Below are 24446 nucleotides of genomic sequence, written 5' to 3' on the forward strand. Positions count from 1 at the left end.
AATATGGTAAAACTGGCAACACTATTCGGATCGAGTTGCTGAAAACTACGCGGCACACCATCCACAATTACCAACGGTGCGGTATTGCCCGTGGTGCTAAAGCCACGTATTAAAATGGTTGAACCATCATAGCCGGGTTCACCACTGCCCTGCTTAAAAAGAACACCCGCCACACGGCCGCCCAACGCATTGCTGATGTTGGCAACCGGCGTGCTTTTTATTTCATCGCCTTTAAGGCTTGATACAGCAGCAGTAAGCGATGTTCTTTTTTGTGTGCCATAACCTACTACCACCACATCACTCAACATACTGTTTTCTCCTATTAACTGCACGGTTATTTCACCGCTTTCAGGTATGGCAACTTCCTGCGTTTTGAAACCGATATCGGATATTACCAGCACAGCAGTCTTATCAGGTACTGAAATGGTAAAATGCCCGGTGCTGTCGCTGATGGTGCCGGTATTTTTATTTTTTACACGAATACTGGCATCGGCAACCGGCATATTCTTTTCATCTACAATAACACCCTTTACCTGCACGGGTGACTGCGCATAAGTATTTAAATATGAACAAACAAAAAAGAGCAATAAAATTCGTTTCAGGTAAAGCAGCTTAGCATAATTGAGGATAGTGATATTTCTTGGCATAAGCAAAAGATTAGTATTCAAAATAACAGTTAACAGCAAGCCTTTTAAATGGATATTTTATTTAAAAAGATGGATTATTTTTTGGTACAAAAAGCAAATGCCAATAAGTGTAAAAACTACATAATGTTATTTCATTTCATCAGGATATTGCGCTGAAACGCCTGTAAACACTAATAACTCTTATTTCTGTTGCGGTATTCTTTTGGTGAAACATTCATAAGTTTGGAAAACATTCTTGAAAAATAATATTGATCTTCTATACCGAGGCTAAATGAGATTTCTTTGATGCTCATATTGGTAAAAAGTAAATACTGGCAGGCCTTTTGAATTTTAAGATGGTTGAAATAATCTATGGGGGAATATCCTGTTTCATTTTTAAAGACAGTTGAAAAATGCGACACCGAAAGATTGGAAGTATCCGCCAGGTCGCATAAGGCAAGCACCTCCCCTAATCTTTGCTTCATAAGCTCTATGGCAGTAGAAACCGCATTGAGTTTATTGGTTTGTGTGCCATTAAATTTTTCTTCATATAATAAGGAAGACAGGAAATGGTAGAAAATCATATTTACATAACGCAAAGTATCGTCGCTGTACCCCCTGTCCAATTGTTCGTAGATATCTTCAAAAAGCTTTATCCTGTTTTCATTATATGCGAGGTATGGTTTATAATCTTTTGAATGCTTTATTATGAGTTCAACAATATGTTTGGCAAGCGTACCGTTAAAATGCACCCAGTAAATTGTCCATGCGTCTTCTTCATCAGCGGCATAAATATGCGGTTCATTGGCCGGGATGGTTATGTATTGAGAAGGTTCAATCAGTATTTGTTTACCATTTATCTCCACCCAGCCATATCCTTCCACACAATAAATAAGAATATGCTGGTTGATGCCCTTTTCCCGCTCTACATAATGGTGAATAGCCTTTGGATAATAACCTATATCTGTAATATATATACCTTTTGTTAGTGGATCCTTTGTTAGAAAATCAGAAACAATCTTCCTTGGCAGCACAATCATTTGCTGGCCCTTGAACCCATGTTTTATTCTTTCGTTTTTAGTTTTCATATTGCTGAATCATAAAAAAAGCAACCGTTAAATAATCCATCATTATCATAAAATTCACTATTTTTTTTTTATTAATAACATCGAATTTCGGCCTACATCAATGCCTCTTAATTGCTGCCATTAACAGTAACGGTTAAACCTTAAAATAAATTTCTTTCTATATGAATGTAGAAGCCTGGGTTGAGAAAATTTTTATTCCTACGTATGAGGCGGGCAAGCCTGAAAAGAACCCGATGTTTTTAGAGAAACGTGTGTACCAGGGCAGCAGCGGCGTGGTTTATCCACATCCGGTTATTGAAAGCATCAGCAATGAAAAGATTGATAAAGAATATGAAGCTGTGTTTATAGAAAACAACTATTTAAAGATTATGATACTGCCTGAACTCGGCGGGCGCATTCAACGGGCTTATGATAAAGTGAAACAACGTGATTTTGTTTACTATAACCAGGTTATAAAACCGGCATTGGTAGGGCTTGCAGGCCCGTGGATATCCGGCGGTATTGAATTTAACTGGCCGCAACACCACAGGCCAAGCACATTCAGCGCTGTTGATTTCACTTTTGAAGCATTTGAAGACGGCAGCAAAACAGTTTGGGTAAATGAAACGGAAATGATGTTTCGCACAAAGGGCATGGCCGGTTTCACATTATATCCTGATAAAGCTTACCTGGAAATAAAGGGCAGGTTATTTAACGGCACTTCCTTACCCCAAACATTTTTATGGTGGGCTAACCCAGCAGTGAAAGTGAACGACAATTATCAATCTGTTTTTCCGCCGGATGTATATGCGGTGTTCGATCATGGCAAACGCGATGTAAGTGATTTTCCCATCGCAACAGGCACTTATTATAAAGTAAATTATGCACCGGGCACTGATATTTCAAAATACAAAAACATTCCTGTTCCCACATCTTATATGGCCATTCAATCGCAATATGATTTTATGGGTTGTTATGAAAATGATACACAGGCCGGCATGCTGCATGTAGCCGATCACCATATATCGCCGGGCAAAAAACAATGGACATGGGGCAACGGTGATTTTGGTTATGCATGGGACAAACAATTAACCGATGAAGACGGGCCGTACATTGAATTAATGACCGGCGTATTTACCGATAACCAGCCGGATTTTTCGTGGATGCAGCCCAATGAAATAAAAACATTCACGCAATACTTTATGCCCTATCACAGCATTGGGTATGTAAAAAATGCGACAAAGGATGCAGCTATAAATGTTGAATGGAATGACAAGGCATTAAACATAAAAGTTTATGCCACCTCAGTGTACAATAATGCCTTAATAATTGTTTTGTGTGATGAGGTAGAAGTAAAAAGATTTATCGCTGATCTATCGCCCGCAGGCATTTTCAATGAAACAATTATTGTAACAGCAAAAGATGATAAAACAAACTGGAAGGTAAGCGTATTGGATAATAATGGAAACGGGCTGGTTTCTTATCAGCCTTTGCCTGTAAATAAAAAAGAAATACCTGCGGCGGCTACTGCAGCAAAATTGCCGCAGGAAATTGAACAGGTTGAAGATCTATTTTTAAACGGTTTGCACCTGGAACAATACCGGCATGCAACATTTAATCCGATGGATTATTATGATGAAGGATTAAAAAGAAGTCCGGGCGATGTACGTTGCAACAATGCGAAAGGGCTGCTGTTATTGCGCCGCGGGCAGTTTGCAAAAGCAGCACCTTATTTTAAAACAGCTATTGCAACGCTTACGAAACGCAACCCTAATCCATATAATGGTGAGCCTTATTATAACCTTGGGTTAAGCCTTGCATTGCAGGAACAATATAACGAAGCTTATGATGCTTTTTTCAAAGCCACATGGAATGATGCCTGGCAGCATGCTGCATTTTTATGGCTGGCAAGGATTGCGGCACATCAACACAAAACCGGTGATGCATTACAGTTAGCCGAAAAATCACTGATAAAAAATTATCACAGCAATACCACAAGGCATTTAAAAGCAGCTTTGCTGCGAAAGAAAAAATTATTGAAGGACTGCATTACGCTGTGTGATGAAAGCATAAGAATTGATGCATTCAATTTTGGCTGCATTTATGAAAAATACCTGGCCGAAAGGTGCCAGACTTCTGATGACGCAGCCAGCCAACCTGACGCTTCATTAAACAGTCTGTTTCAGTTAATGCGCTATGCAGAAAATAATTTCCTGGAACTTGCTTTACAGTATGCACACGCCGGCATGTATGAAGATGCTATCGCCTTGCTTTCATCGTACATCATTCACCGTTCAGAGCAGAAGAATACAACAGGAATAATAACGCCGATGGTACATTACTACCTTGGATGGCTGCATAAGCAAAACGGCAATACCGAAGAAGCATTAAAATATTTTGAAGCAGCTGCCAGCCATAGTGCTTCTATTGTCTTCCCTAATAAAATCGAAGAAATAATCATCCTCCAGGCTGCTATTGTAATAAACCCTTCGGATACAAAAGCCAGTTATTACCTGGGCAATCTCTGGTATGATAAACGGCAGTATGACGAAGCGATTGAATGCTGGGACAGATGCATCCGGCTTGACAACAATTTTGCAACGCCATACCGTAACCTCGCCATTGCTTATTTCAATAAAAGAAACAACCCGCAAAAAGCACTGCAATACCTGGAGAAAGCATTTGAATCAGATGATACAGATGCAAGGGTTTTGATGGAACTTGATCAGTTCTATAAAATTTTAAACAGGCCTTTTAAAGAAAGGCTGAACCTGCTTGAAAAATATATACAGCTTGTTGAGCAAAGAGATGATTTATATATCGAAAGAATTACTTTATACAACAATCTTCAGCATCACACTAAAGCAAAACAACTATTGGCCGAAAGGCAGTTTCACCCATGGGAAGGCGGTGAAGGAAAAGTAACGGGCCAGTATCTGATATGCCATACAGAGCTGGCAAAACAGGCGATATTAAACCAGCAGTATAATGACGCATTGATGCTATTAAATGCAGCAAGAAACTATCCTGATAATTTAGGCGAAGGAAAATTATATGGCGTGCAGGAAAACGACCTGGATTATTTAACGGCCTGTGCTTACGAAGGCCTGAATGTAAAAGAAAAAGCAGTTGCATTGTTTAAAAAAGCAACCATTGGCATAAGCGAACCCGTACAGGCAATTTATTATAACGATCCGCAACCGGATAAGATATTTTACCAGGCCTTGGCATGGATAAAATTAGGCGATCCTGCAAAAGCCCGGAGCATCTTCAACAGGTTTATACAATTTGCCGAAGACCATATAAACGATGAAATGCGCATTGATTATTTCGCGGTTTCCTTGCCTGATATGCTGGTGTTTGATATTGACCTGAACAAACGCAACAGGCAGCATTGTGATTATTTAACCGGGCTGGGCAATATCGGCCTGGGTAATTATGAAAAGGGCAAGTCCTTTCTTGAAAAGGTGTTGGAAAAAGATATCAATCACCAGGGCGCGGCAATTTACCTGCGCATGATACATTTTATACAACAAACAACAGCCATTCATCAAACCACATCATAATTTAAAATTATACAGCCATATTAAATAAAATATCATGAAGTTATTTGCTGCCATTTGTGTGTGTGCTTTATGCATATGTTTTCAATATGTACATGCAGGCAATCAAAAAAAACCGGATGGTGATGTTATTGCTGAAACGGATAATCCCAGGGGATGGATCATTCATACAAAATCATCCGCATATCAATTGATCCTGACAAAGGATAACAAAGTACAACAGGTATATTACGGGCCTAATGAGCAATCTTCTTTCAAACAAAAAAACCCGCAGTGGGTTGATAATATGGATGAGATACCGGTAAGGGGCGCTTTTGCCAACAAAACGCCCCTGCTGGAAGCGGTATTCTCAGATGGTGTGAGAGACTGCGGATTAATTTTTGCGGATGCTGCTATTCTATCGGTTAATGGCAGGCAAACCTTAAGAATATTACAGAAAGATGTTTACTATCCTTTGGAAGTAACTTCCTATATACGCGTGTTACCTGAATTTGATATTATAGAAAAATGGGTTGAAGTAAAAAACACGGGAAAAAAATCTGATATCAATATTGAAAATCTGCAGTCGGCTTCCATAAGCCTGCCCGCTAATCAATACATACTTACGCATATGGCAGGCAGTTGGGGACATGAATTTCAGCTACAAAGCACCGCATTAACCACCGGAACAAAAACACTGCAGGCAAGGGATTTTAAATCATTCACTAATCCTAACTGGTTTATGGTGAGGCCTGCAACTACACAGCAAAATACAAGCGGTGCGGCTTGGTTTGGCACACTGCAATATAGTGGCAACTGGCGTATAGACTTTGATATGGGTTATAATGACAGGTTACAAATAATTGGTGGCATTAATTTCTGGGATACTAAATGGACCCTTAAGCCCGGAACAATATTGAAGTCACCAAAATTTATTGCAGGTTTTACAAATTCAGGCAGTGAAGGTGCTTCTGAAAGCTTAAGAAATTATATAGCCAAAACAATTTTACCAAAGCAATGGAAAGATAAACCAAAGCCGGTACTATATAACAGTTGGTATGCCACTACTTTTAATGTAAACGAAGAACAGCAGCTTGCACTTGCAAAAGTGGCTAAAGATATAGGTATTGAATTGTTTGTGATTGATGATGGCTGGTTTAAAGGACGTATTGATGACAAAGGAGGCCTGGGCGACTGGACGGTTGATAAGAAAAAATTTCCGAACGGTTTGCAACCGATGATAAAAAAGATAAATGATATGGGAATGGATTTCGGTATCTGGATTGAACCGGAAATGGTAAATCCCAACAGCGATCTTTACCGGGCACATCCTGACTGGGCCTTCTCTTTTCCACATCGCACATCGCATGAAATGCGCAACCAGCTTATGTTAAACTTAGCCAGGGAAGATGTATTTCAATACCTGTTAAAATCTTTTACTGCCCTGCTGGATGAAAACAATATCAAATTTATTAAATGGGATCATAACCGTACGCTCACAGAACCCGGCTGGGCAGATGCGCCAATAGAAATGCAACGGGAAGTGCGCGTAAGGTATATAGATAATTTATACAGGCTGATAGATACGCTGCGCAGCCGTTTTCCTGATGTACAGTTTGAAGATTGTTCAAGCGGCGGTGGACGCGTTGACCTGGGCATGTTATCCCGCATGGACCAGGCCTGGGCAAGTGATAACACAGATCCTGTGGACCGTTTGTTTATACAGTATGGTTTTCTAAGCGCTTTTCCCGCAAACACCATGGTGGCCTGGGTTACAGATGAAGACTGGCATAAACAAAGTCCTCCACTCGATTACAGGTTTGACGTTTCCATGGCTGGTGTTTTAGGTGTTGGCACCGATATTACAAAATGGAACGATGAAGAAAAGAAAATTGCCAGAGAAAAAATTGCACGTTATAAAGAAATCCGTTCGCTGGTTCAGCTTGGAAATTTATATCGTTTAAAATCTCCTTTTAAAGAAAACAAAACATCCCTGGAATATGTATCAGCCAACCGTTCTTCGGCAGTGGTATTTTGTTATAACATGGCAGAATACCTGGATGGAAGTATAGCTGGAACAAGCGCTGATCAATCTTTAAAATTACAGGGCCTGAACGCAGAAGCCTTTTATAAAATACCACAATTGGATAACCAGGTTTATAAAGGAGATTTTTTAATGAGCATCGGTATTGCCTGGCCGCTGAAAGGTGCTTATAAAAGTTTGATCCTTGATGTGCAGGAAGTAAACAAGTAGCCAAAAGCATATAGCGCCAGGTACTATTTATACTTTAGGATTAATTAACCAATAAAACGTTTTGCATGCTGTTTATTAAAAAGTATTTACCGTTATTTATTGCCATTCAACTGATAGCTTCTTATTCAGTATTGGCGCAACAGTCACCTGGTAATGTTATTGACCTTAAGGGAACATGGTATTTTAAATTAGACAGTACCGATGCCGGGGAAAAAGAAGAATGGTTCAATAAAAACCTGGCTGATAAAATTGTGCTGCCGGGTTCCTTAACCACCAACAATATTGGCAGCGATATTTCCATAAATACACACTGGACAGGCGATATTGTTGATTCTTCTTTTTTTAAAAATCCGGAATATGCAAAATACCGGGAACCAGGCAATTTCAAAATTCCTTTTTGGCTGCAGCCAACAAAGTATTATAAAGGTGCAGCATGGTATCAGAAAGAAGTAACCATCCCTGCATCATGGAATAAAAAACATATAACATTGTTTTTAGAGAGATGCCATTGGAAAACCACGGTTTGGGTTGATGGCGGCAAAACAAATTCACAAATGAGTCTTGGCGCTCCGCATGAATATGACCTGTCGGCACTGCTTTCACCGGGAAAACACCGCATTACCATTTGTGTTGATAACCGCGTTCATGAAGTAAATGTAGGTTCAAATTCACACAGTATTTCAGATCATACGCAAAGCAACTGGAATGGCATGGTTGGTAAACTAATGCTGATAGAACAACCGGTATTGCATATTGAAAACGTAAAACTCTTTCCTGATATTCATAAAAAGCAGGTCACTGCTGTAATTGATTATAAAAAGAATAATAACGCGTTGATAAAAGCACAAATCAATTTAAAAGCAACATCAGGCAATAAAAATGCGGAAACATTAAAAGCTTTATCTGTTGAAAAAGATTTAAAAGAAAATACGGGCAGCATCAGCATTACGTATCCAATGGGTAATGCGCCTTTGCTGTGGGATGAATTCAATCCTGATTTATATAACATGCATATCAGTTTGCAATCGGGCAATGAAAGTGATGAAAAAGATATTGCCTTCGGCATGCGGGAATTTGTAACAGATAAAACACAGTTTATCATCAATGGCCGACCCATATTTTTACGCGGTACTTTGGAGTGCGCCGTTACACCAGTTACCGGTTATCCTTCAACAGAAAATGATTTCTGGAAAAATATATTCACAGTTGCTAAATCCTACGGATTAAATCATCTGCGCTTTCATTCCTGGTGCCCGCCGGAAGCGGCTTTTGATGCAGCCGACAGTGCAGGATTTTATTTACAGGTTGAATGCTCATCGTGGGCAAATCAGGGCGCAACTATTGGTGATGGCGCACCGCTTGATACTTTTATTTATAACGAAAGCGAACGCATTATAAACAACTTCGGTAACCATCCTTCCTTTTGTATGATGACGTATGGTAATGAACCGGCGGGCAAACATCATAAAGAATATCTTACAAAGTTTGTTGAATACTGGAAGCAAAAAGATAACCGGCATTTATACACTTCTGCAAGTGGCTGGCCGGTGATTGATGAAAATGATTATAACAGTACACCCGATCCGCGCATACAGGCGTGGGGCGCAGGTTTAAAAAGTATTATCAACAGTCAGCCGCCATCCACATCTTATGACTGGAGTAACATTATTTCTAAATGGCAGCATCCAACGGTGAGCCATGAAATTGGACAGTGGTGCGTGTATCCTGATTTTAAAGAAATAGAAAAATATACCGGTGTATTAAAAGCAAAAAACTTTGAGATATTCAGGGATTTTTTGAAGGAACACGGCATGCAACATTTAGAAGATTCGTTTCTGCTGGCCTCAGGAAAATTACAGGCGCTTTGTTACAAAGCAGATATTGAAGCGGCCTTACGCACGAAAGGTTTCGGTGGTTTCCAGTTATTGGGTTTGAATGATTTTCCGGGACAGGGGACAGCATTGGTAGGCGTGGTAAATGCGATGTGGGGCGATAAAGGTTACATTAATGGAAAAGAATACAGCCGTTTTTGTAATAATGTAGTTCCGCTGGTAAGGTTTCCAAAAATGATATATACCAACGATGAAACCATTTCAGCGCCGGTTGAAATAGCCAACTATGGCAAAGCAGAAATAAAAAATGGTAAAGCAGGCTGGCTGATAAAAAATAAAGAAGAAAAAGTTTTGTTTCATGGAATATTAAATGCTGCTGATATTGCTTTCGGCAATGGTATTAATATCGGCGAAATAAAAGCATCGCTGTCTTCTGTTACAACCGCTGAGCAATTAACGGTAGAAGTAAGTGTAAATGATTATAAAAACACCTGGGAAATTTTTGTATATCCCAAACAATTACCCGAAGTGCAAAATGTTTATACAACACAAACGTTAGATGAAAAAGCTTTGCAGGTTTTAAATAATGGCGGCAATGTATTGTTGAATTTAAAACAGGGCACACTTGCAAAAAATAAAGGCGGTGATATTCCCATTGGCTTTTCCAGCATTTTTTGGAATACTGCCTGGACGCATGGGCAGGCGCCGCATACGCTTGGTATTTTATGCAATCCAAAACATGCGGCTTTAAAATATTTTCCAACAGAATATTATTCAGATTATCAATGGTGGGATGCCACGAGCCACTCCAATGCCATTATGCTGGATAGTGTTGCAAAGCACATTCAGCCTATTGTAAGGGTAATTGATGACTGGTTTACGGCAAGGCCATTAGGTTTATTATTTGAATGCAAAGCTGGAAAAGGCAAGTTGATTGTTTCAGGCATTGACCTCACAGCAAATATGGAAGAACGGCCTGAAGCAAGGCAGTTATTGTATAGTTTAGAAAAATATATGGCTTCAGATAAATTCAATCCAACACAACAGATAAGTATTGAAAATATTCAAAGTTTGACGACTGAAACGCCCATGTAAATATTTTATAGATAAGCAGGGCGCGCAATGAGGCGTTCAGCGAGACCGCTGAAAAACAAAAATTACACGAATGAAAAATTATAACAGTACTTATATAATCGGCATATCATTTATATCGGCGCTTGGAGGATATTTATTTGGGTTTGACTTTGCGGTTATTGCAGGCGCTTTACCTTTTCTGCAGCAGCAATTTGGTTTAGATGCTTACTGGGAAGGTTTTGCAACCGGCAGCCTCGCACTGGGCGCTATTATTGGCTGTTTAATAGCAGGCAATATTGCAGATAAATTAGGCCGTAAAAAAGGCCTGCTCGTTGCAGCGGCATTATTCTTTGTATCATCTTTATGCATGGCCTTTTCGGTTAATAAAGATATATTCATAGCATCACGTTTTTTGGCAGGTATCGGTGTGGGTATGGCATCCATGCTTTCGCCTATGTATATCGCGGAAATTGCTCCGCCAGATGTAAGGGGCAGGATGGTCGCCATCAACCAGCTTACTATTGTTATTGGGATTCTGATTACCAACATTGTAAATTATAGTTTACGAAATATGGGCGAAGATGCATGGCGCTGGATGTTTGGCCTCGGAACAATTCCATCAGGATTATTTTTTATAGGTGCATTGGCATTACCTGAAAGCCCGCGATGGCTTTTAAACGTTTCAAGGAAAGAAGAAGCAGCAAAAGTTTTAAGAAAGATTGGCAACAATGTTTTTGCAGAAACTACTTTGGCATCCATTCAATCATCATTAACCGGAAATTCAAAACAAGGTTATGCCGCTGCATTTAAGAAAGGTGTTTTACCTGCTGTAATGATTGGGATCGGGCTTGCTGTTTTTCAACAGCTATGCGGTATTAATGTGGTATTTAATTATACACCGCGCATCTTTCAAAGCATTGGTGTATCGCAGGACAATCAATTATTACAAACCGTTTTCATCGGCATAGTAAACCTCGTTTTTACACTACTCGCTATGTTACTGGTGGATAAACTTGGCCGCAAACCTTTAATGCTTATCGGCTCGGCAGGCTTATGTATTTTATATATTGTTGTTGTACGCATGTTAGCCGCAGGTTCAACAACGGTATCATGGTTTTTATTATCATCCATTGGCGTATATGCAATGAGTTTAGCACCGGTAACGTGGGTACTCATATCGGAAATATTTCCTAATAAAGTGCGTGGCGTGGCAACATCTATTGCCGTATTAAGTTTGTGGGCTGCCTATTTCATTCTTGTATTTACATTCCCGGTTTTGTTTGACAAACTTGGCGATAAAACATTCTATATCTATTCAGCAATATGCCTGATAGGTTTTGTTTTTGTTTATTTTAAAGTAAAGGAAACAAAGGGCAAAACGCTTGAAGAACTGGAAACGGTTTTTCATTAACCCTGAAGAGTTATCATCGGAACAAGTGTTTTGATTACGCCGAGGCCTAATATTTCTTCTCCGGCATGTTCAGGTGCGTGCAAAAAATGTCCGGTATCGGACAGTTTATTAGATATCCATTTCTAAATCATTTAAAAACAGGCATTTATGTCTTGGCATTGGCATTGTAATTTATTGCAGTGCTAAGTGTGCTTTTAGTAAAACTAAAGCTGCTGTATTCGTAAACAGATTTGAAAGGCGGTAGAATAAAACAATGTGACAATGATAAATCAGCCAAATCATATATCGGCTTTTATGTTTAAGAATTATTTCAAAACCACATTCAGAAATTTATGGAAGCGTAAAGGGTACAGCTTCCTGAACATTTTTGGGTTGACTGTAGGTATTACCTGTGCTGCTTTGATTTTTTTATGGGTGGAAGATGAAGTTAGCTTCAATCACAATTTTGCGAAGCGTGATTATCTATATCATGTTATGCAAAATGAAAAAAATGATGCAGGCATATCTACCAATGGTTCTACACCTGGCCCCCTCGCTGCAGCATTGAAAGCTGATATTCCAGGCATTGTTAATAGTGGCCGTCTTAGCTGGGCAATGGACGAACTGGCCATGGTGGGTGATAAAGCTATTAAAGAAAATGGGATGTACGCAGATCCTTCGGTTCTTTCAATGTACACATTATCTTTTATTTATGGAAACGCAACCTCAGCACTAAATAACCCTAACGATGTTGTGATTAGTGAATCAATGTCTAAGAAATTTTTCGGCAACAGCAATCCTGTTGGCAAAACGATAAAGATGAATGCAAAAGCCGCATACAGTGTCGATGGATTATATAAAGTAACAGGTGTGTTCAAAGATTTGCCTGCCAATTGTTATTATAAATTTCAATGGCTTTCACCCTACACAACCTGGGAAGATGCAAACACATGGTTAAAGCCCTGGAGCAATAATCTTACAGAAACAATTGTTGAATTATCACCAACCGCTGATCCTGCATCCATCAATCAAAAATTAAAAAACTATTTAAGCACTAAGGTTGATGGAAACACTGCCCAATGTTTTTTGTTCAGCATGAACGATTGGCACCTGCGCAATAATTTTGTAAACGGTGTGCAGGATGGCGGTAACATAAAATATGTAAAACTATTTTCAACCATAGCGCTCATCATACTGCTTATTGCATGCATCAATTTTATGAATCTCGCAACTGCGCGTTCTGAACAACGCGCTAAAGAAGTGGGCGTTCTTAAAGTAATGGGCGCAGGCAAAAAAAGTTTGATCGGAAAGTTTATCAGCGAATCTTTATTAATGTCGTTTATTGCTGTATTGCTTGCTGTCGCTATGTTGTATGCGATATTACCCTTTTACAATAATCTTGTTCAAAAACAATTATCACTTGACTTATTGAACCCCCTTCATATTAGCAGTTTGTTAGCCATTGGTCTAATCGCCGGATTAATTGCGGGCAGCTATCCTGCATTTTATCTATCATCGTTCAACCCGGTTAAGGTATTAAAAGGTATTAAGCTAAAAAGTTCAGGCGCCGTTATCTTCATTCGCAAAGGTCTTGTAATAACGCAGTTTACTGCATCTGTTATCCTCATCATTTCCACCATTATTGTCTACAAACAGGTGCAGCATATAAGAGACAGAGATCTTGGTTATAATAAAAACAATTTGATCTACATGAACCTGCAGGGCAACATGAAAGATCATTTCAACCAAATAAAAAATGATCTTATTGCAACAGGTTACGTTGAGAATGCTGCAACGAGTTTGCATGATGCATTGCACGTGTATAGTTACGGAAATGGATTTAGCTGGAAGGGAAAAGATCCTAACAGCAAGTTGGCTGTCCATTCAAATGTGGTAAGCGCTGAATATTTATCTACTATGCGCATGAAGTTGATGGATGGCAGGGATTTTTATGATGGCAATATAGACAGCACAAATGTCATCATTAATGAAAGTATGGCAAAGATCATGGGAAAGCAAGGCAAGTTGGGAAGCATCATCAATACAGGCAAACACAATTTAACTGTAGTGGGCATTATAAAAGATTTTATTTACAATGATGTGTATGGTGAAGGTAAGCCGCTTGTTTTATTCAATGGTAATTATTCATCTACGGTAATGGCGGTGCTATTTAAGCCCAACGTAAATCTTTCTGTGGCTTTACAAAAAACAGGTGATGTATTGAAAGCAGAAAATCCAGACTTCCCGTTTGAATACCATTTTGCAGATAAAGATTTTGATGAAATGTTTTCTTCTGAAACACTGATTGGTAAACTCGCCGGTGTGTTTGCAATGCTCGCAATTCTTATTTCATGCCTTGGTTTATTCGGGTTAGCAGCATACACTGCAGAGCGCCGCACAAAAGAAATTGGTGTGCGCAAAGTATTAGGGGCTTCTGTTGCAGGACTTACAGGATTACTCGCAAAAGAATTTTTACAATTGGTTACTGTTTCGTGCATCATTGCTTTTCCAATTGCATGGTGGTTCATGCATAATTGGCTGCAAGACTATGCATACAGGACAACCATACAATGGTGGATGTTCGCATTGGCAGGGCTGATTGCTTTATTAATTGCATTAATAACAGTGAGTTTTCAATCTATAAAAGCAGCGCTAGCAAATCCCGTGAAGAGCTTGAGAGCGGAATGAAAACGTGAATGGTGAGTGGGCAATGGGAATAAGCAAAACAGGTTAGTAAGCTAAACTATATAAATCGTGGTCAAAAATTATTTCAAAACAATCTGGCGTAGTTTATTGAAGAATAAATTTTATTCATTCATAAACATCATTGGTCTAACCATTGGAATGGCAAGCGCTATTCTTATTTTATTATGGATACAAAACGAATTGAGCCACGACAGGTTTTATAAAAAAACAGATCGTATTTATGTTGCCAACAACCGCGATAAAGTAAATGGCAAAATAATGGCGTGGCACACAACACCCGCACCTTTAGGTCTGGCTGTAAAAAAAGATTATCCTGAAGTGGAAGACGTTGTTCGGGTGCAGGAATATGCTGCAAACTTTTTATTAACTGCAGGGGATAAGCATTTTAGTTTACATGGTGAATTTGCTGACACAGGTTTCTTTAACATGTTTAGTTTTCCGTTGCTGGAAGGCAATGCATCTACAGCTTTGAGCAAACCAAATAATATTGTGTTAACCAAACAACTTGCAGTAAAATTATTTGGTAATGATAATGCTGTTGGTAAAACAGTTCGCATAGACAGCTCTGATTATTTTACTGTTTCTGCCGTAATGAAAGATTTAACTTCTAACACACGTTTCAACTTTGAATATGTGTTGCCGTGGGATTATGCTGTGCGTAAACACATGATTGATAGTAACTGGAACAACAATAACATTTTCACTTACATTTTATTAAAACCAAACGCATCACAGGCAGCATTCGATACGAAACTTAAAAACATCACGATTGAGCATACAAAGGGAACAGCTTATCCATCAACTACGCAAGTATTTACACAGGCATTAAAAGACACCTGGTTGTACGATAAAGAAGAAAATGGAAATTATGTTGGCGGAAGAATTGAGCGTGTAAGATTATTTGCAATTATTGCGGCACTGATTTTAATTATTGCCTGTATCAACTTTATGAATCTTTCAACTGCACGAAGTGAAAAACGTAGTAAAGAAGTAGGCATACGAAAAGTAGCAGGTGCACAAAGAAGTGCACTGGTTGTTCAGTTTATTGCAGAAAGTATTTTGCTCGCTTTAATAGCTGGAGTTTTTGCCATCATGATTGTTCAGTTGGCGTTACCTGCTTATAATAATGTGTTAGGCTTAAAGTTGTTTATTGATTTTCACAGTGCAAGCAATTGGCTGTTTGCATTGGCTTTTATTTTATTTACAGGTTTGATTGCCGGCATTTATCCTGCATTATATCTTTCATCATTCCTTCCGGTAAAAGTTTTAAAAGGCACTTTCAAATCTTCTAACAAAGTTGTTACGCCACGTAAAGTGCTTGTTGTATTGCAATTCACTTTTGCAATTATGCTCATCATATCAACCATGATTATAAAAAACCAGATTGATTACGCACAAAAAAGAGATATGGGTTATTCAAAAGATAATCTTGCTTTTATAATTGAATTTGGTGATGCGCATAGAAATTATGAGTTGATAAAAAGAGATTTGATTTCAAGCGGCGCTGCTACTGCAGTTGCGCAAACAAGCGCACCAATGACGGAGAGTTGGGGTGATAGCTGGGGTTTTGAATGGAATGGAAGCACAGAAGATGATAAAAAGATTGACTTTAATATGTTTAGTGCTGATGAAGATTTTCAAAAAGCAATCGGCGTTAAAATAATTGAAGGTCGCGGGATTGATGCATATACATATAAAACAGATTCAAGTGCATGCTTATTGAACGAAGCATCTGTTAAAGCGATGCGTTTGAAAAATCCGATCGGTACTATTATTAGAAATGGAAGTGATAGTTTGCATGTAGTTGGAATAATAAAAGATTTTATTTTGGGTACACCTTATGAACCCATTCAGCAAATGATTATTGTCGGACCGATATTTAGTGGTCATGTTATCAACTTTAAATTAAATCCTAATCCATCCATTGCAGCAAGTCTTAAAAAAGCGGAAAGGGTATTCCAGCAATATAATCCTCAATATCCTTTTAATGTTCGTTTTTATGATGAAGAATACGACAAGAAATTTCATGATGAAAAGCAAACAGCAATATTAGCGGGCTTGTTTGCAGCACTTACTATTTTCATTTCCTGTCTCGGATTATTAGGACTTGCTGCTTACGTTGCGCAAACACGCATCAAAGAAATTGGCGTTCGAAAAGTGTTAGGCGCAAGTGTGCAAGGCATCGTTGCATTATTATCAAAAGACTTTTTGATGTTAGTGCTTATTTCATTTGTGATTGCTTCACCTGTTGCGTGGATGATAATGCATAAATGGCTCGCTTCTTATTCTTACAGGGTAAACATTTCAATTTGGGTTTTTGTAATTGCAGGATGCTTGTCTGCAGCGATTGCATTTATAACAGTAAGTTTCCAGGCAATAAAAGCAGCAATAGCGAATCCAGTGAAGAGCTTGAGAACGGAATAGTGAATATCATGAAGCTCATGACTTATAGAGACATCAAAAATCAACTTCTATGTTCAAAAATTATTTTAAAACAGCGTGGAGAAGTTTATTGAGAGGAAAAAGTTTTTCTCTTATCAATATTAGTGGTCTTGCCATTGGAATGGCAGGAGCAATACTTATTTTATTATGGCTGCAAAACGAAATAAGCTTTGATAAGTTTCACACGAATAAAGATAATTTGTACCAGTTGTATGGGTTAGGTTCGAATGTAGATGGACATCAACAGGAAATTGGTATTGTATCGCAACCCATTGGTCCTTTTTTAAAACAAAATTATCCGGAGGTAGAAGCAACCACAAGGGTAAGCGATGTTAACAGCTTTTTGTTTACTGCAAATAATAAAAGTTTTACCGGCATTGAAGGTGACTTTGTCGATCCATCCTTTTTGCAAATGTTTACTTTTCCTTTGATTGAAGGAAATAAAAATGAACAGTTAAAAAATGTTTATTCAATTTCTATCACACAAAAACTTGCAAAAAAATTATTTGGTAATGAAGAGGCGATTGGAAAAATTATCCGGATAGACAGCGTTGATAATTTTACAGTGACAGGTGTATTGAAAGATCTTCCGCCAAACACTGAATTTGATTTTGAGTATTTATTATCGTGGGATTATTTAAAAAAACTCGGTTGGAATAATGACAATTGGCTTAGTAACAATACATTCACTTTTGTTCAATTAAAACCTAATGTAAATGCAGATGCTTTTTCTGATAAAATAAAAAATGTTACCAAAGTTCAGTCAGGTCGCAATGATGTATGGACACATTTCATTTATCCGCTTAGCAAATGGCATTTGTACAGCAATTTTGAAAATGGAAAACCTGCAGGTGGTCGCATTGATACTGTTCGTGTATTTGGAATTATTGCAGCATTTATTTTATTGATCGCCTGTATCAATTTCATGAACCTGAGTACGGCAAGAAGTGAAAAACGTGCAAAGGAAGTTGGAATTCGCAAAGTTGCCGGCGCAGGAAAAAGTTCATTGATCGGTCAATTTATTGTTGAAGCATTTCTAACCGCATGCATTGCCGGTGCAATTGCATTGCTGATCGTTCAATTAACATTGCCATCATTCGATACGTTAATCAATGCACAACTTTCCATTCCGTATAATAATTTTTATTTCTGGCTCAGTGCATGTGGCTTTATAGTATTAACAAGCTTACTCGCCGGAAGCTACCCTGCATTTTATCTTTCTTCATTCAGACCGGTCAGCATATTTAAAAAACAATTTAAGAAAACGCAATCAGCCATATCTCCGCGAAAGGTATTGGTAGTGTTGCAATTTACTTTCGCCATTATTTTAATCGTCTCAACCATTGTTGTGCGCAATCAACTTCAATATGCACAGGACAGGGATAAAGGTTATTCAAACAATAATTTAATCCAGGTAGATTTTGTTGGTGATATTGATAAAAATTATTCATTGATAAAACAAGATATTCTCAATTCAGGTATCGCATCTTCTGTAACAAAAACCATGACCGGCATAACCGAAGGCGGAGCACATTCATGGGGATTCAGATGGCCAAATGAAACTCCGGCAGATACCAACACAACAATTACTTTATACAGTGAAGATGCAGATCTTGTAAAAACTGCAGGCATACATTTGATCGAAGGAAGAGATATTGATATCAATAAATATCCTACAGATAGTTTTTCCGTTTTACTGAATGAAACAGCAGTAAAAGTAATGGGCTTTAAAAACCCTGTAGGTCAAATAATCAATAACCCTTTTGATAAAATAAACTGGCGAGTTGTGGGTGTTGTAAAGAACTATGTCGAAGGCTCTCCCTATGAAAGAATCCCTCCCACGATCATTTTGGGTCCTGGCAATTCATGGTTTAATACAATGCATATAAAATTCAATCCAAATTATTCAACAACCGATGCTCTTGCAAAAACGGCGTTGATATTTAAAAAATATAATCCGGCTTATCCTTTCGATTACCAATTTGTGGATGAAGAATACGCAAAAAAATTTGATGATGAGCAACGCACTAAAACAATGGCTGGCTTGTTTGCATTCCTTGCCATTTTTATTTCATGTTTAGGTTTGTTTGGTTTGTCTGCATACGTAGCTGAAAGCCGGATAAAAGAAATTGGCGTACGCAAAGTACTTGGCGCAACTGCTTTCAACATAACGAAATTGTTATCGCTCGATTTTATAAAACTTGTTTTTGTTTCCATCATCATTGCAACACCAGTTGCATGGTATGCAATGAATAAATGGCTGCAAGATTATGTATACAGAATTAATATAAGCTGGATGATATTTTTTATTGCAGGATCATTGGCTATTACAATTGCATTGATAACAGTAAGCTTTCAATCTATCAAAGCAGCTATAGCAAATCCGGTGAAGAGTTTAAGAACGGAATGAATAGTTAGCAGCCAAGGGCAGGCAGTCTCATATAACTTATAACATATTTATTGAACCTATAGGCATGTTTAAAAATTATTTTAAGATAGCTGCAGCATCCTGCTATCTTAATTTTTTTACCTGGCCATCGGAGTCACTTTTTCATTGCTGATTGGCATGTATGTTTTCAATCAATACTTGGCGATAAAACATTCTATATCTATTCAGCAATATGCCTGATAGGTTTTGTTTTTGTTTATTTTAAAGTAAAGGAAACAAAGGGCAAAACGCTTGAAGAACTGGAAACGGTTTTTCATTGATCAAAACCAGGAGGCAAACTTTATCCAGCTATCATTTACTGTTAAGAGCTATCATTTACTGTTAAGTTGTTCTGCCAGCCCGATAAGAAGTCCTTCGGCACTGCGGATATAGCAAAGACGATAAGCGTTTTCGTACTGAACTACTTCACCAACAAGTTGCGCACCATGGCCGGCGAGCCTGGACAGCAATTCATCTACGTCCTCAACAGCAAACATTACGCGAAGATAGCCGAGCGAGTTTACCGGGGCTGAACGATGATCTGAAGCAATGGCCGGGGCAAGAAATTGTGAAAGCTCAAGGCGGCTATGTCCATCCGGGGTCACCATCATAGCAATTTCTACGCGCTGTGAACTTAGCCCGGTAACCCGGCCGGCCCATTCACCTTCAATGGTAGCCCGCCCTTCAAGCTTCAACCCTATTTCAAGAAAAAAAGGGATGGCCTTTTCGAGCGATTCTACAACGATGCCAACATTATCCATCCTTAGCAACCTGTTTTTTACCATGTTTTTTATTTTAAAAATGATAATTTTTATTCAAAAAGTACCTTTTATTAAGTGCATCGGCCAGAAAATGGAGCAGCAACTGCTGTGCTTAAAGATAGGTTTATCTTTTTGACAACCATAACCCTTCAAAGAAATGATAAGACAGGTCATACACTTTTTGCCAATTTTGTTCGGCCACCGGGCCGGGCCGGGTAATATGTCCCGCTTCGCCGGGTAATATCGTTAGAGTGGCATCTTTTATACCGGAAGCATACAGCTCAGCATTTAATTCTTTGGGCGCCACCACGTCTGTTTCTCCAGCCACAATATATACCGGCACATCAATATCGCTTAAGCCCTCTTTTGTAAACCCCTGCCCTATTGCCGGTGCGAGTGCAAATACACCCTTAATCCGGCGATCTTTATAACTATCCCCTGAATGGGCCAGCGATGCTTGTAATATGCTGTTTTTCCCAAGCAGTTCTATATATCTTTCTACCGAATTTCTGACCTGTGGAGACAAATTTTTTGTATCAGAAGATGCCTGAAGCGATTCCAGGTTCAGTCTTGCCCCGGCCACTGCAATCGCCGTGTAGCCTCCCAGCGAAAATCCTGCTACTGCAATTTTCGCTGTATCAATACGTGGGCCGAATAAAGAATCTGCCAACAGGGAAGTAAGCACCGCTGAAACATCCTGTGGCCGCTGCCACATTTGTTGGTCAGACAGGGAAAGAAAACCCGTTTCAGCATTCTCTGTTGAATCTCCCCTATGCTCTATGGCAGCAACGATATATCCCCTGGCGGCAAGATAAAAAGCCCATGCTGCGAGATCCATTGCCATTCCCCCTGATCCGTGCGACAACAGTATTAATGGATATTTTTCCGGTCCTGTTACAAATGCACCGCTTTTTATAACCGGAACCTTGTCAGCATTTCCCACCAGGTGTGGGTTACCCGTCCTGTCATAGGCAGGATACCACAGCAGCACACGCACTGTCTTCGGCCCGGTACCGCTCCAGTTCTGCCGTTTAGGATCGATAAATTTGCGGCTATCCAGGCCAACCGTTTGCAGTGGCTTACCGGCAACCTCTTTCTTCTCCGTTTGTGCATTAACAATAGCCGGCAGGCATAAGGTTATTAATAAGAGCAACAACAGCTTTTTTGTCATGCGTTTCAAGTATTTAAACTGTTTATTGAATAAGGATTTAGTCAACCGGAATATAGAGCTCCGTCAGCAGTTCATCCTGCGGGGTATTGCGTTGATTATTTAAGTAAACTTCGTATGCTTCATCCGCCCTGATATGATAACCACTCACCCAGCGCCAATAGTTATAAATATAATTCCAGGTTTGCCACAACGTATTATAAGGCCCCGTGTGGAGAAATACAGCCCATCGCCCTGCACTAATGCATGTGCACCGGATTTCATCCAAACCATCAAGCATTACTTCCCGGTTAAATACTATACCAGCGTCATACGCACAGTTCGGCTGGTAAACAGAAGTAACGCCCCGGATCACGCCTAATCTTTTCAAAACAGCCGCCTCAAGGTGGTATTTTTTTAAAATGATAAACCACTTGTCAAAAGCTTCATAAAAGGCGCGGCCAATATGCTCACTGAGCAGCCCCTCGTTGGCAATCTTCTTCGGCAGGTAATACAATGTAAACGCCTTATCTTCTATAATCCGGGGTATGAGTGCCGGGTTACTCATCCTTTGCAAAGAGACGGGGGCGGGAAAGATTAATGGAGCATTCCCGTAAAGCCGTTGAAACTGCGAAGGCGTGACACCCGTTGTTTGTTTAAAAGACCTGGAGAAAGCTGAAGCCGTCCAAAAACCGGATGCAATAGCTACGTCTGCAACCGGCACACCAGCCACCAGCATCCTGGCAGAATTTCTCATCCGCTGCTTTCGTATGTAACCAGCAAGCGTTTCTCCAGTAAATTCTCCAAATATCCGGTGAAAGTGATAAGGCGAATAACGAACAGCTTTGGCAATAAGATGGATATCGAGTTGTTCATCCCAATTTTCATCTGCAAAACGCATTGCAATATTTATACGCCTGCGATAATCCAAAACGGTGCTTGAATGGATTTCTTTAAATATATCCTTCCTTACTTTCACGGTTAATATTCAACTGGTTGAAGCGGCCGGTTTAAATTATCAGCTTCTTTCACAATATTAAATAAAAACACTTTCAGGCAGTGTTCCAAACTTGCTATTTTAAAAATGTGGCAGATTTTTAATTAAACGATTGCCTGAACTCAAGGGGTGAAATATTCGTCTTTGTTTTAAACAGTTTGCTGAAAGACTGCGGATGTTCAAAACCCAGTTCATAGGCTATTTCACTTACAGATAAACGCGTTGTGGAGAGTTTTTCTTTAGCTTTCTCAATGAGTTTATTATGGATGTGTTGCTGGGTGCTTTGTCCCGTCAATACTTTGAGCAAACTACTAAGATAGCCTGGCGAGATGTTTAATGTTTCAGAAATATACTGTACTGTAGGCAAGCCTTTTATTGCCAGGTCATTACTGTCAAAATAACCCGAAAGAATTTTTTCCAGCCGGTCAAGCACCTGGTGACTGGCAATTTTGCGGGTAATAAACTGTCGTTCGTAAAAACGTTCTGCATAAGTAAATAATAAATCCAACTGGGCAATAATTACATCCTGGCTAAACCTGTCTATGTTGCTGTGATATTCCTGCCGAATGTTTTGAATAATGTTGTATATGATGGCTTCTTCTTTGTCGGAAAGAAACAGTGCTTCATTTACAGCATAATCAAAGTAGGCATATTTTTTTATGTTTTTGGCCAGCGGCGTATTCCAGAGAAAATCGGGATGAATGAGTAGCAGCCAGCCTGAATGTTTTGGAATCACATCTTTATCCACCTCAATACTAAAAACCTGGCTGGGCGCCATAAAGAACAAAACGCCTTCATCAAAATCATAATCCTGCTGGCCATATTTTATTTTGGTATTTGATGTTCGTTTCAGGGCAATGGAATAAAAATCAAGTACCCAGCTTATGGAATTGTTTTCAGGCAAATTATTTATTGAATCAAAGTCTACGATGCTTATTAAAGGATGTTCAGGCTTTGGCAAATTCCTGAACTGGTGAAGTTCACTAATTGTTTTTATCCTGTATAGTTTTTTGTTTGCCATGCTATAAATATAATTATTGCTGATTGTACACGTCAGCAAATTCCTTTGCAAAGGCGGCAACTTTTACCTTGCCGAATGCAGCCGGTTTATTCTGCCCGTAATCTTCCCGTAAAATTCCGCTATGTATTGCCAATCCTAATTCTACCAGGCTGTATGCCACACCTTCGGGAATACCATTGCCCAAAAGCGCTTTCAATACCTGTTCTTCCGGCAATATTTTCCACTGCAAACCCGGTATGCCAATTGCCGCTCCCAGGCTTTGTGCAACTTCATTACATGTACATTCGTCGCTTACAACATAACGAACTTTTTCAGTGCCGTTCAAGTGCGTAATCTCTTCGGCTATGGCGGCGGCAATATCTATGGGCGAAACCAATGGCAGCCTGTCGTTATCTCCATAAACCGAACCTATAAAACCTGCGTATTTAATCATGGCTGCAAAAGAAAACAGGTTATAATAAAAGTATCCGGGCCTGATGTGTGTAAGCGATATACCCGGAATGGCGTTAAAAATTGTTTCTATTCTGTGGGAGCCTGTAATAAATCCTGTTCCCTTTTCCAAATGCGCACCATAGCTGCTCAAATGAATGACTCTTTTTACACCTGATTGCCGGATAGCGCTTGCATAAACTTCTCCCGTTCTTTCATAATATGCAATTTGATCCGCCTCACTAAAATTGGGTGGAATCATGCAATAAACTGCTGCTGCGTTTTTAAAAACCGGAATTAAAAAGCTTATATCTTCTACAGAACCAATTGCGGCTTTGGCGCCAATGGCCTCTATCTCTTTTTGCCTGCCGGCGTTATTACTGATGATGGTAACAGAATGTCCCTGCTGTATCAAAGTTTGTGCGAGTGGTTTGCTGATATGGCCTAACGAACCTGTTAATACAATATTCATTTTCTATGTTTTATTTTGACAGTACAAAATTGCACAGCCTTTAGAAAAGAGATTTAGCCATATCTGCTATTGTTGTAGCCAAATTGAATATTCACTTATACACATATTGAACAAACAACACAAGAATAAAAAACATGCAGGGGAGTGAAGAAATGAATAATGATATTTATCTCTTAAGGATGTTTAGTAACGAGGCCGTCTTATGGCACCTCATTTGTTAACTTACAATAGCTGCAACCTATTTTTATAATTCTATTT

General features: G+C 39.1%; 15 protein-coding genes. 8 read left to right on the forward strand and 7 right to left on the reverse strand.

What is annotated here, in order from left to right; translation table 11 throughout:
- Both ACTHN6_RS11145 and ACTHN6_RS11150 read right to left on the reverse strand, forming a co-directional pair.
- The coding region (locus ACTHN6_RS11145; RefSeq protein WP_440435837.1) for a carboxypeptidase-like regulatory domain-containing protein at positions 1 to 647 on the reverse strand (647 nt) is incomplete at its 3' end.
- Between the two features lie 170 nt (positions 648 to 817).
- Positions 818 to 1714: an AraC family transcriptional regulator gene (locus ACTHN6_RS11150; protein WP_440435838.1), complete on the reverse strand. Its 897-nt coding sequence runs from the start codon at positions 1712 to 1714 to the stop codon at positions 818 to 820.
- 161 nt (positions 1715 to 1875) lie between these two features.
- Here ACTHN6_RS11150 and ACTHN6_RS11155 point away from each other — a divergent pair, with 161 nt between their 5' ends.
- From ACTHN6_RS11155 to ACTHN6_RS11190, 8 genes are all read left to right on the forward strand, one after another.
- Positions 1876 to 5259: a DUF5107 domain-containing protein gene (locus tag ACTHN6_RS11155; RefSeq protein ID WP_440435839.1), complete on the forward strand. Its 3384-nt coding sequence runs from the start codon at positions 1876 to 1878 to the stop codon at positions 5257 to 5259.
- Between the two features lie 34 nt (positions 5260 to 5293).
- Complete coding sequence (locus ACTHN6_RS11160; RefSeq protein WP_440435840.1) at positions 5294 to 7489, forward strand: alpha-galactosidase; 2196 nt, start codon at positions 5294 to 5296, stop codon at positions 7487 to 7489.
- Positions 7490 to 7554: 65 nt separating this feature from the next.
- Positions 7555 to 10416: a sugar-binding domain-containing protein gene (locus ACTHN6_RS11165; RefSeq protein WP_440435841.1), complete on the forward strand. Its 2862-nt coding sequence runs from the start codon at positions 7555 to 7557 to the stop codon at positions 10414 to 10416.
- 70 nt (positions 10417 to 10486) lie between these two features.
- The gene (locus ACTHN6_RS11170) at positions 10487 to 11806 is read left to right on the forward strand and encodes a sugar porter family MFS transporter (RefSeq protein ID WP_440435842.1); all 1320 of its coding nucleotides are present in this window, start codon (positions 10487 to 10489) and stop codon (positions 11804 to 11806) included.
- Between the two features lie 294 nt (positions 11807 to 12100).
- On the forward strand, positions 12101 to 14473 hold the full coding sequence (locus ACTHN6_RS11175) for an ABC transporter permease (protein WP_440435843.1): 2373 nt from the start codon (positions 12101 to 12103) through the stop codon (positions 14471 to 14473).
- 105 nt (positions 14474 to 14578) lie between these two features.
- On the forward strand, positions 14579 to 16915 hold the full coding sequence (locus ACTHN6_RS11180) for an ABC transporter permease (protein ID WP_440435844.1): 2337 nt from the start codon (positions 14579 to 14581) through the stop codon (positions 16913 to 16915).
- A gap of 49 nt (positions 16916 to 16964) precedes the next feature.
- Complete coding sequence (locus ACTHN6_RS11185) at positions 16965 to 19343, forward strand: ABC transporter permease (protein WP_440435845.1); 2379 nt, start codon at positions 16965 to 16967, stop codon at positions 19341 to 19343.
- 173 nt (positions 19344 to 19516) lie between these two features.
- A complete protein-coding gene (locus ACTHN6_RS11190) occupies positions 19517 to 19642 on the forward strand; it encodes an MFS transporter (RefSeq protein WP_440435874.1) in 126 nt (41 codons plus the stop codon).
- 51 nt (positions 19643 to 19693) lie between these two features.
- Here ACTHN6_RS11190 and ACTHN6_RS11195 read toward each other — a convergent pair whose 3' ends face one another.
- The 5 genes from ACTHN6_RS11195 to ACTHN6_RS11215 form a co-directional block, all read right to left on the reverse strand.
- Positions 19694 to 20146 carry a VOC family protein gene (locus tag ACTHN6_RS11195; protein WP_440435846.1) on the reverse strand — a complete coding sequence of 151 codons (453 nt, stop codon included), beginning with the start codon at positions 20144 to 20146 and terminating at the stop codon, positions 19694 to 19696.
- A 100-nt stretch (positions 20147 to 20246) separates the two neighbouring features.
- Positions 20247 to 21293, reverse strand: a complete 1047-nt coding sequence (locus tag ACTHN6_RS11200) for an alpha/beta hydrolase family protein (protein WP_440435847.1) — start codon at positions 21291 to 21293, stop codon at positions 20247 to 20249.
- A gap of 37 nt (positions 21294 to 21330) precedes the next feature.
- Positions 21331 to 22248: an AraC family transcriptional regulator gene (locus tag ACTHN6_RS11205; RefSeq protein ID WP_440435848.1), complete on the reverse strand. Its 918-nt coding sequence runs from the start codon at positions 22246 to 22248 to the stop codon at positions 21331 to 21333.
- Between the two features lie 118 nt (positions 22249 to 22366).
- A complete protein-coding gene (locus tag ACTHN6_RS11210) occupies positions 22367 to 23287 on the reverse strand; it encodes a helix-turn-helix domain-containing protein (RefSeq protein WP_440435849.1) in 921 nt (306 codons plus the stop codon).
- Positions 23288 to 23300: 13 nt separating this feature from the next.
- Positions 23301 to 24188: an NmrA family NAD(P)-binding protein gene (locus ACTHN6_RS11215; protein ID WP_440435850.1), complete on the reverse strand. Its 888-nt coding sequence runs from the start codon at positions 24186 to 24188 to the stop codon at positions 23301 to 23303.
- Positions 24189 to 24446 lie beyond the last annotated feature (258 nt).

Origin of the sequence: Parafilimonas sp., from assembly GCF_051953455.1 — a bacterium.
Lineage (GTDB): Bacteria > Bacteroidota > Bacteroidia > Chitinophagales > Chitinophagaceae > Parafilimonas.

What these genes read in the sequence shown, in the direction of transcription:
- ACTHN6_RS11210 (WP_440435849.1), bottom strand. Translation starts at nt 23,287, where the DNA reads ATGGCAAACAAAAAACTATACAGGATAAAAACAATTAGTGAACTTCAC.
- ACTHN6_RS11185 (WP_440435845.1), top strand. Translation starts at nt 16,965, where the DNA reads ATGTTCAAAAATTATTTTAAAACAGCGTGGAGAAGTTTATTGAGAGGA.
- ACTHN6_RS11160 (WP_440435840.1), top strand. Translation starts at nt 5,294, where the DNA reads ATGAAGTTATTTGCTGCCATTTGTGTGTGTGCTTTATGCATATGTTTT.
- ACTHN6_RS11155 (WP_440435839.1), top strand. Translation starts at nt 1,876, where the DNA reads ATGAATGTAGAAGCCTGGGTTGAGAAAATTTTTATTCCTACGTATGAG.
- ACTHN6_RS11195 (WP_440435846.1), bottom strand. Translation starts at nt 20,146, where the DNA reads ATGGTAAAAAACAGGTTGCTAAGGATGGATAATGTTGGCATCGTTGTA.
- ACTHN6_RS11200 (WP_440435847.1), bottom strand. Translation starts at nt 21,293, where the DNA reads ATGACAAAAAAGCTGTTGTTGCTCTTATTAATAACCTTATGCCTGCCG.
- ACTHN6_RS11175 (WP_440435843.1), top strand. Translation starts at nt 12,101, where the DNA reads ATGTTTAAGAATTATTTCAAAACCACATTCAGAAATTTATGGAAGCGT.
- ACTHN6_RS11165 (WP_440435841.1), top strand. Translation starts at nt 7,555, where the DNA reads ATGCTGTTTATTAAAAAGTATTTACCGTTATTTATTGCCATTCAACTG.
- ACTHN6_RS11150 (WP_440435838.1), bottom strand. Translation starts at nt 1,714, where the DNA reads ATGAAAACTAAAAACGAAAGAATAAAACATGGGTTCAAGGGCCAGCAA.
- ACTHN6_RS11170 (WP_440435842.1), top strand. Translation starts at nt 10,487, where the DNA reads ATGAAAAATTATAACAGTACTTATATAATCGGCATATCATTTATATCG.
- ACTHN6_RS11215 (WP_440435850.1), bottom strand. Translation starts at nt 24,188, where the DNA reads ATGAATATTGTATTAACAGGTTCGTTAGGCCATATCAGCAAACCACTC.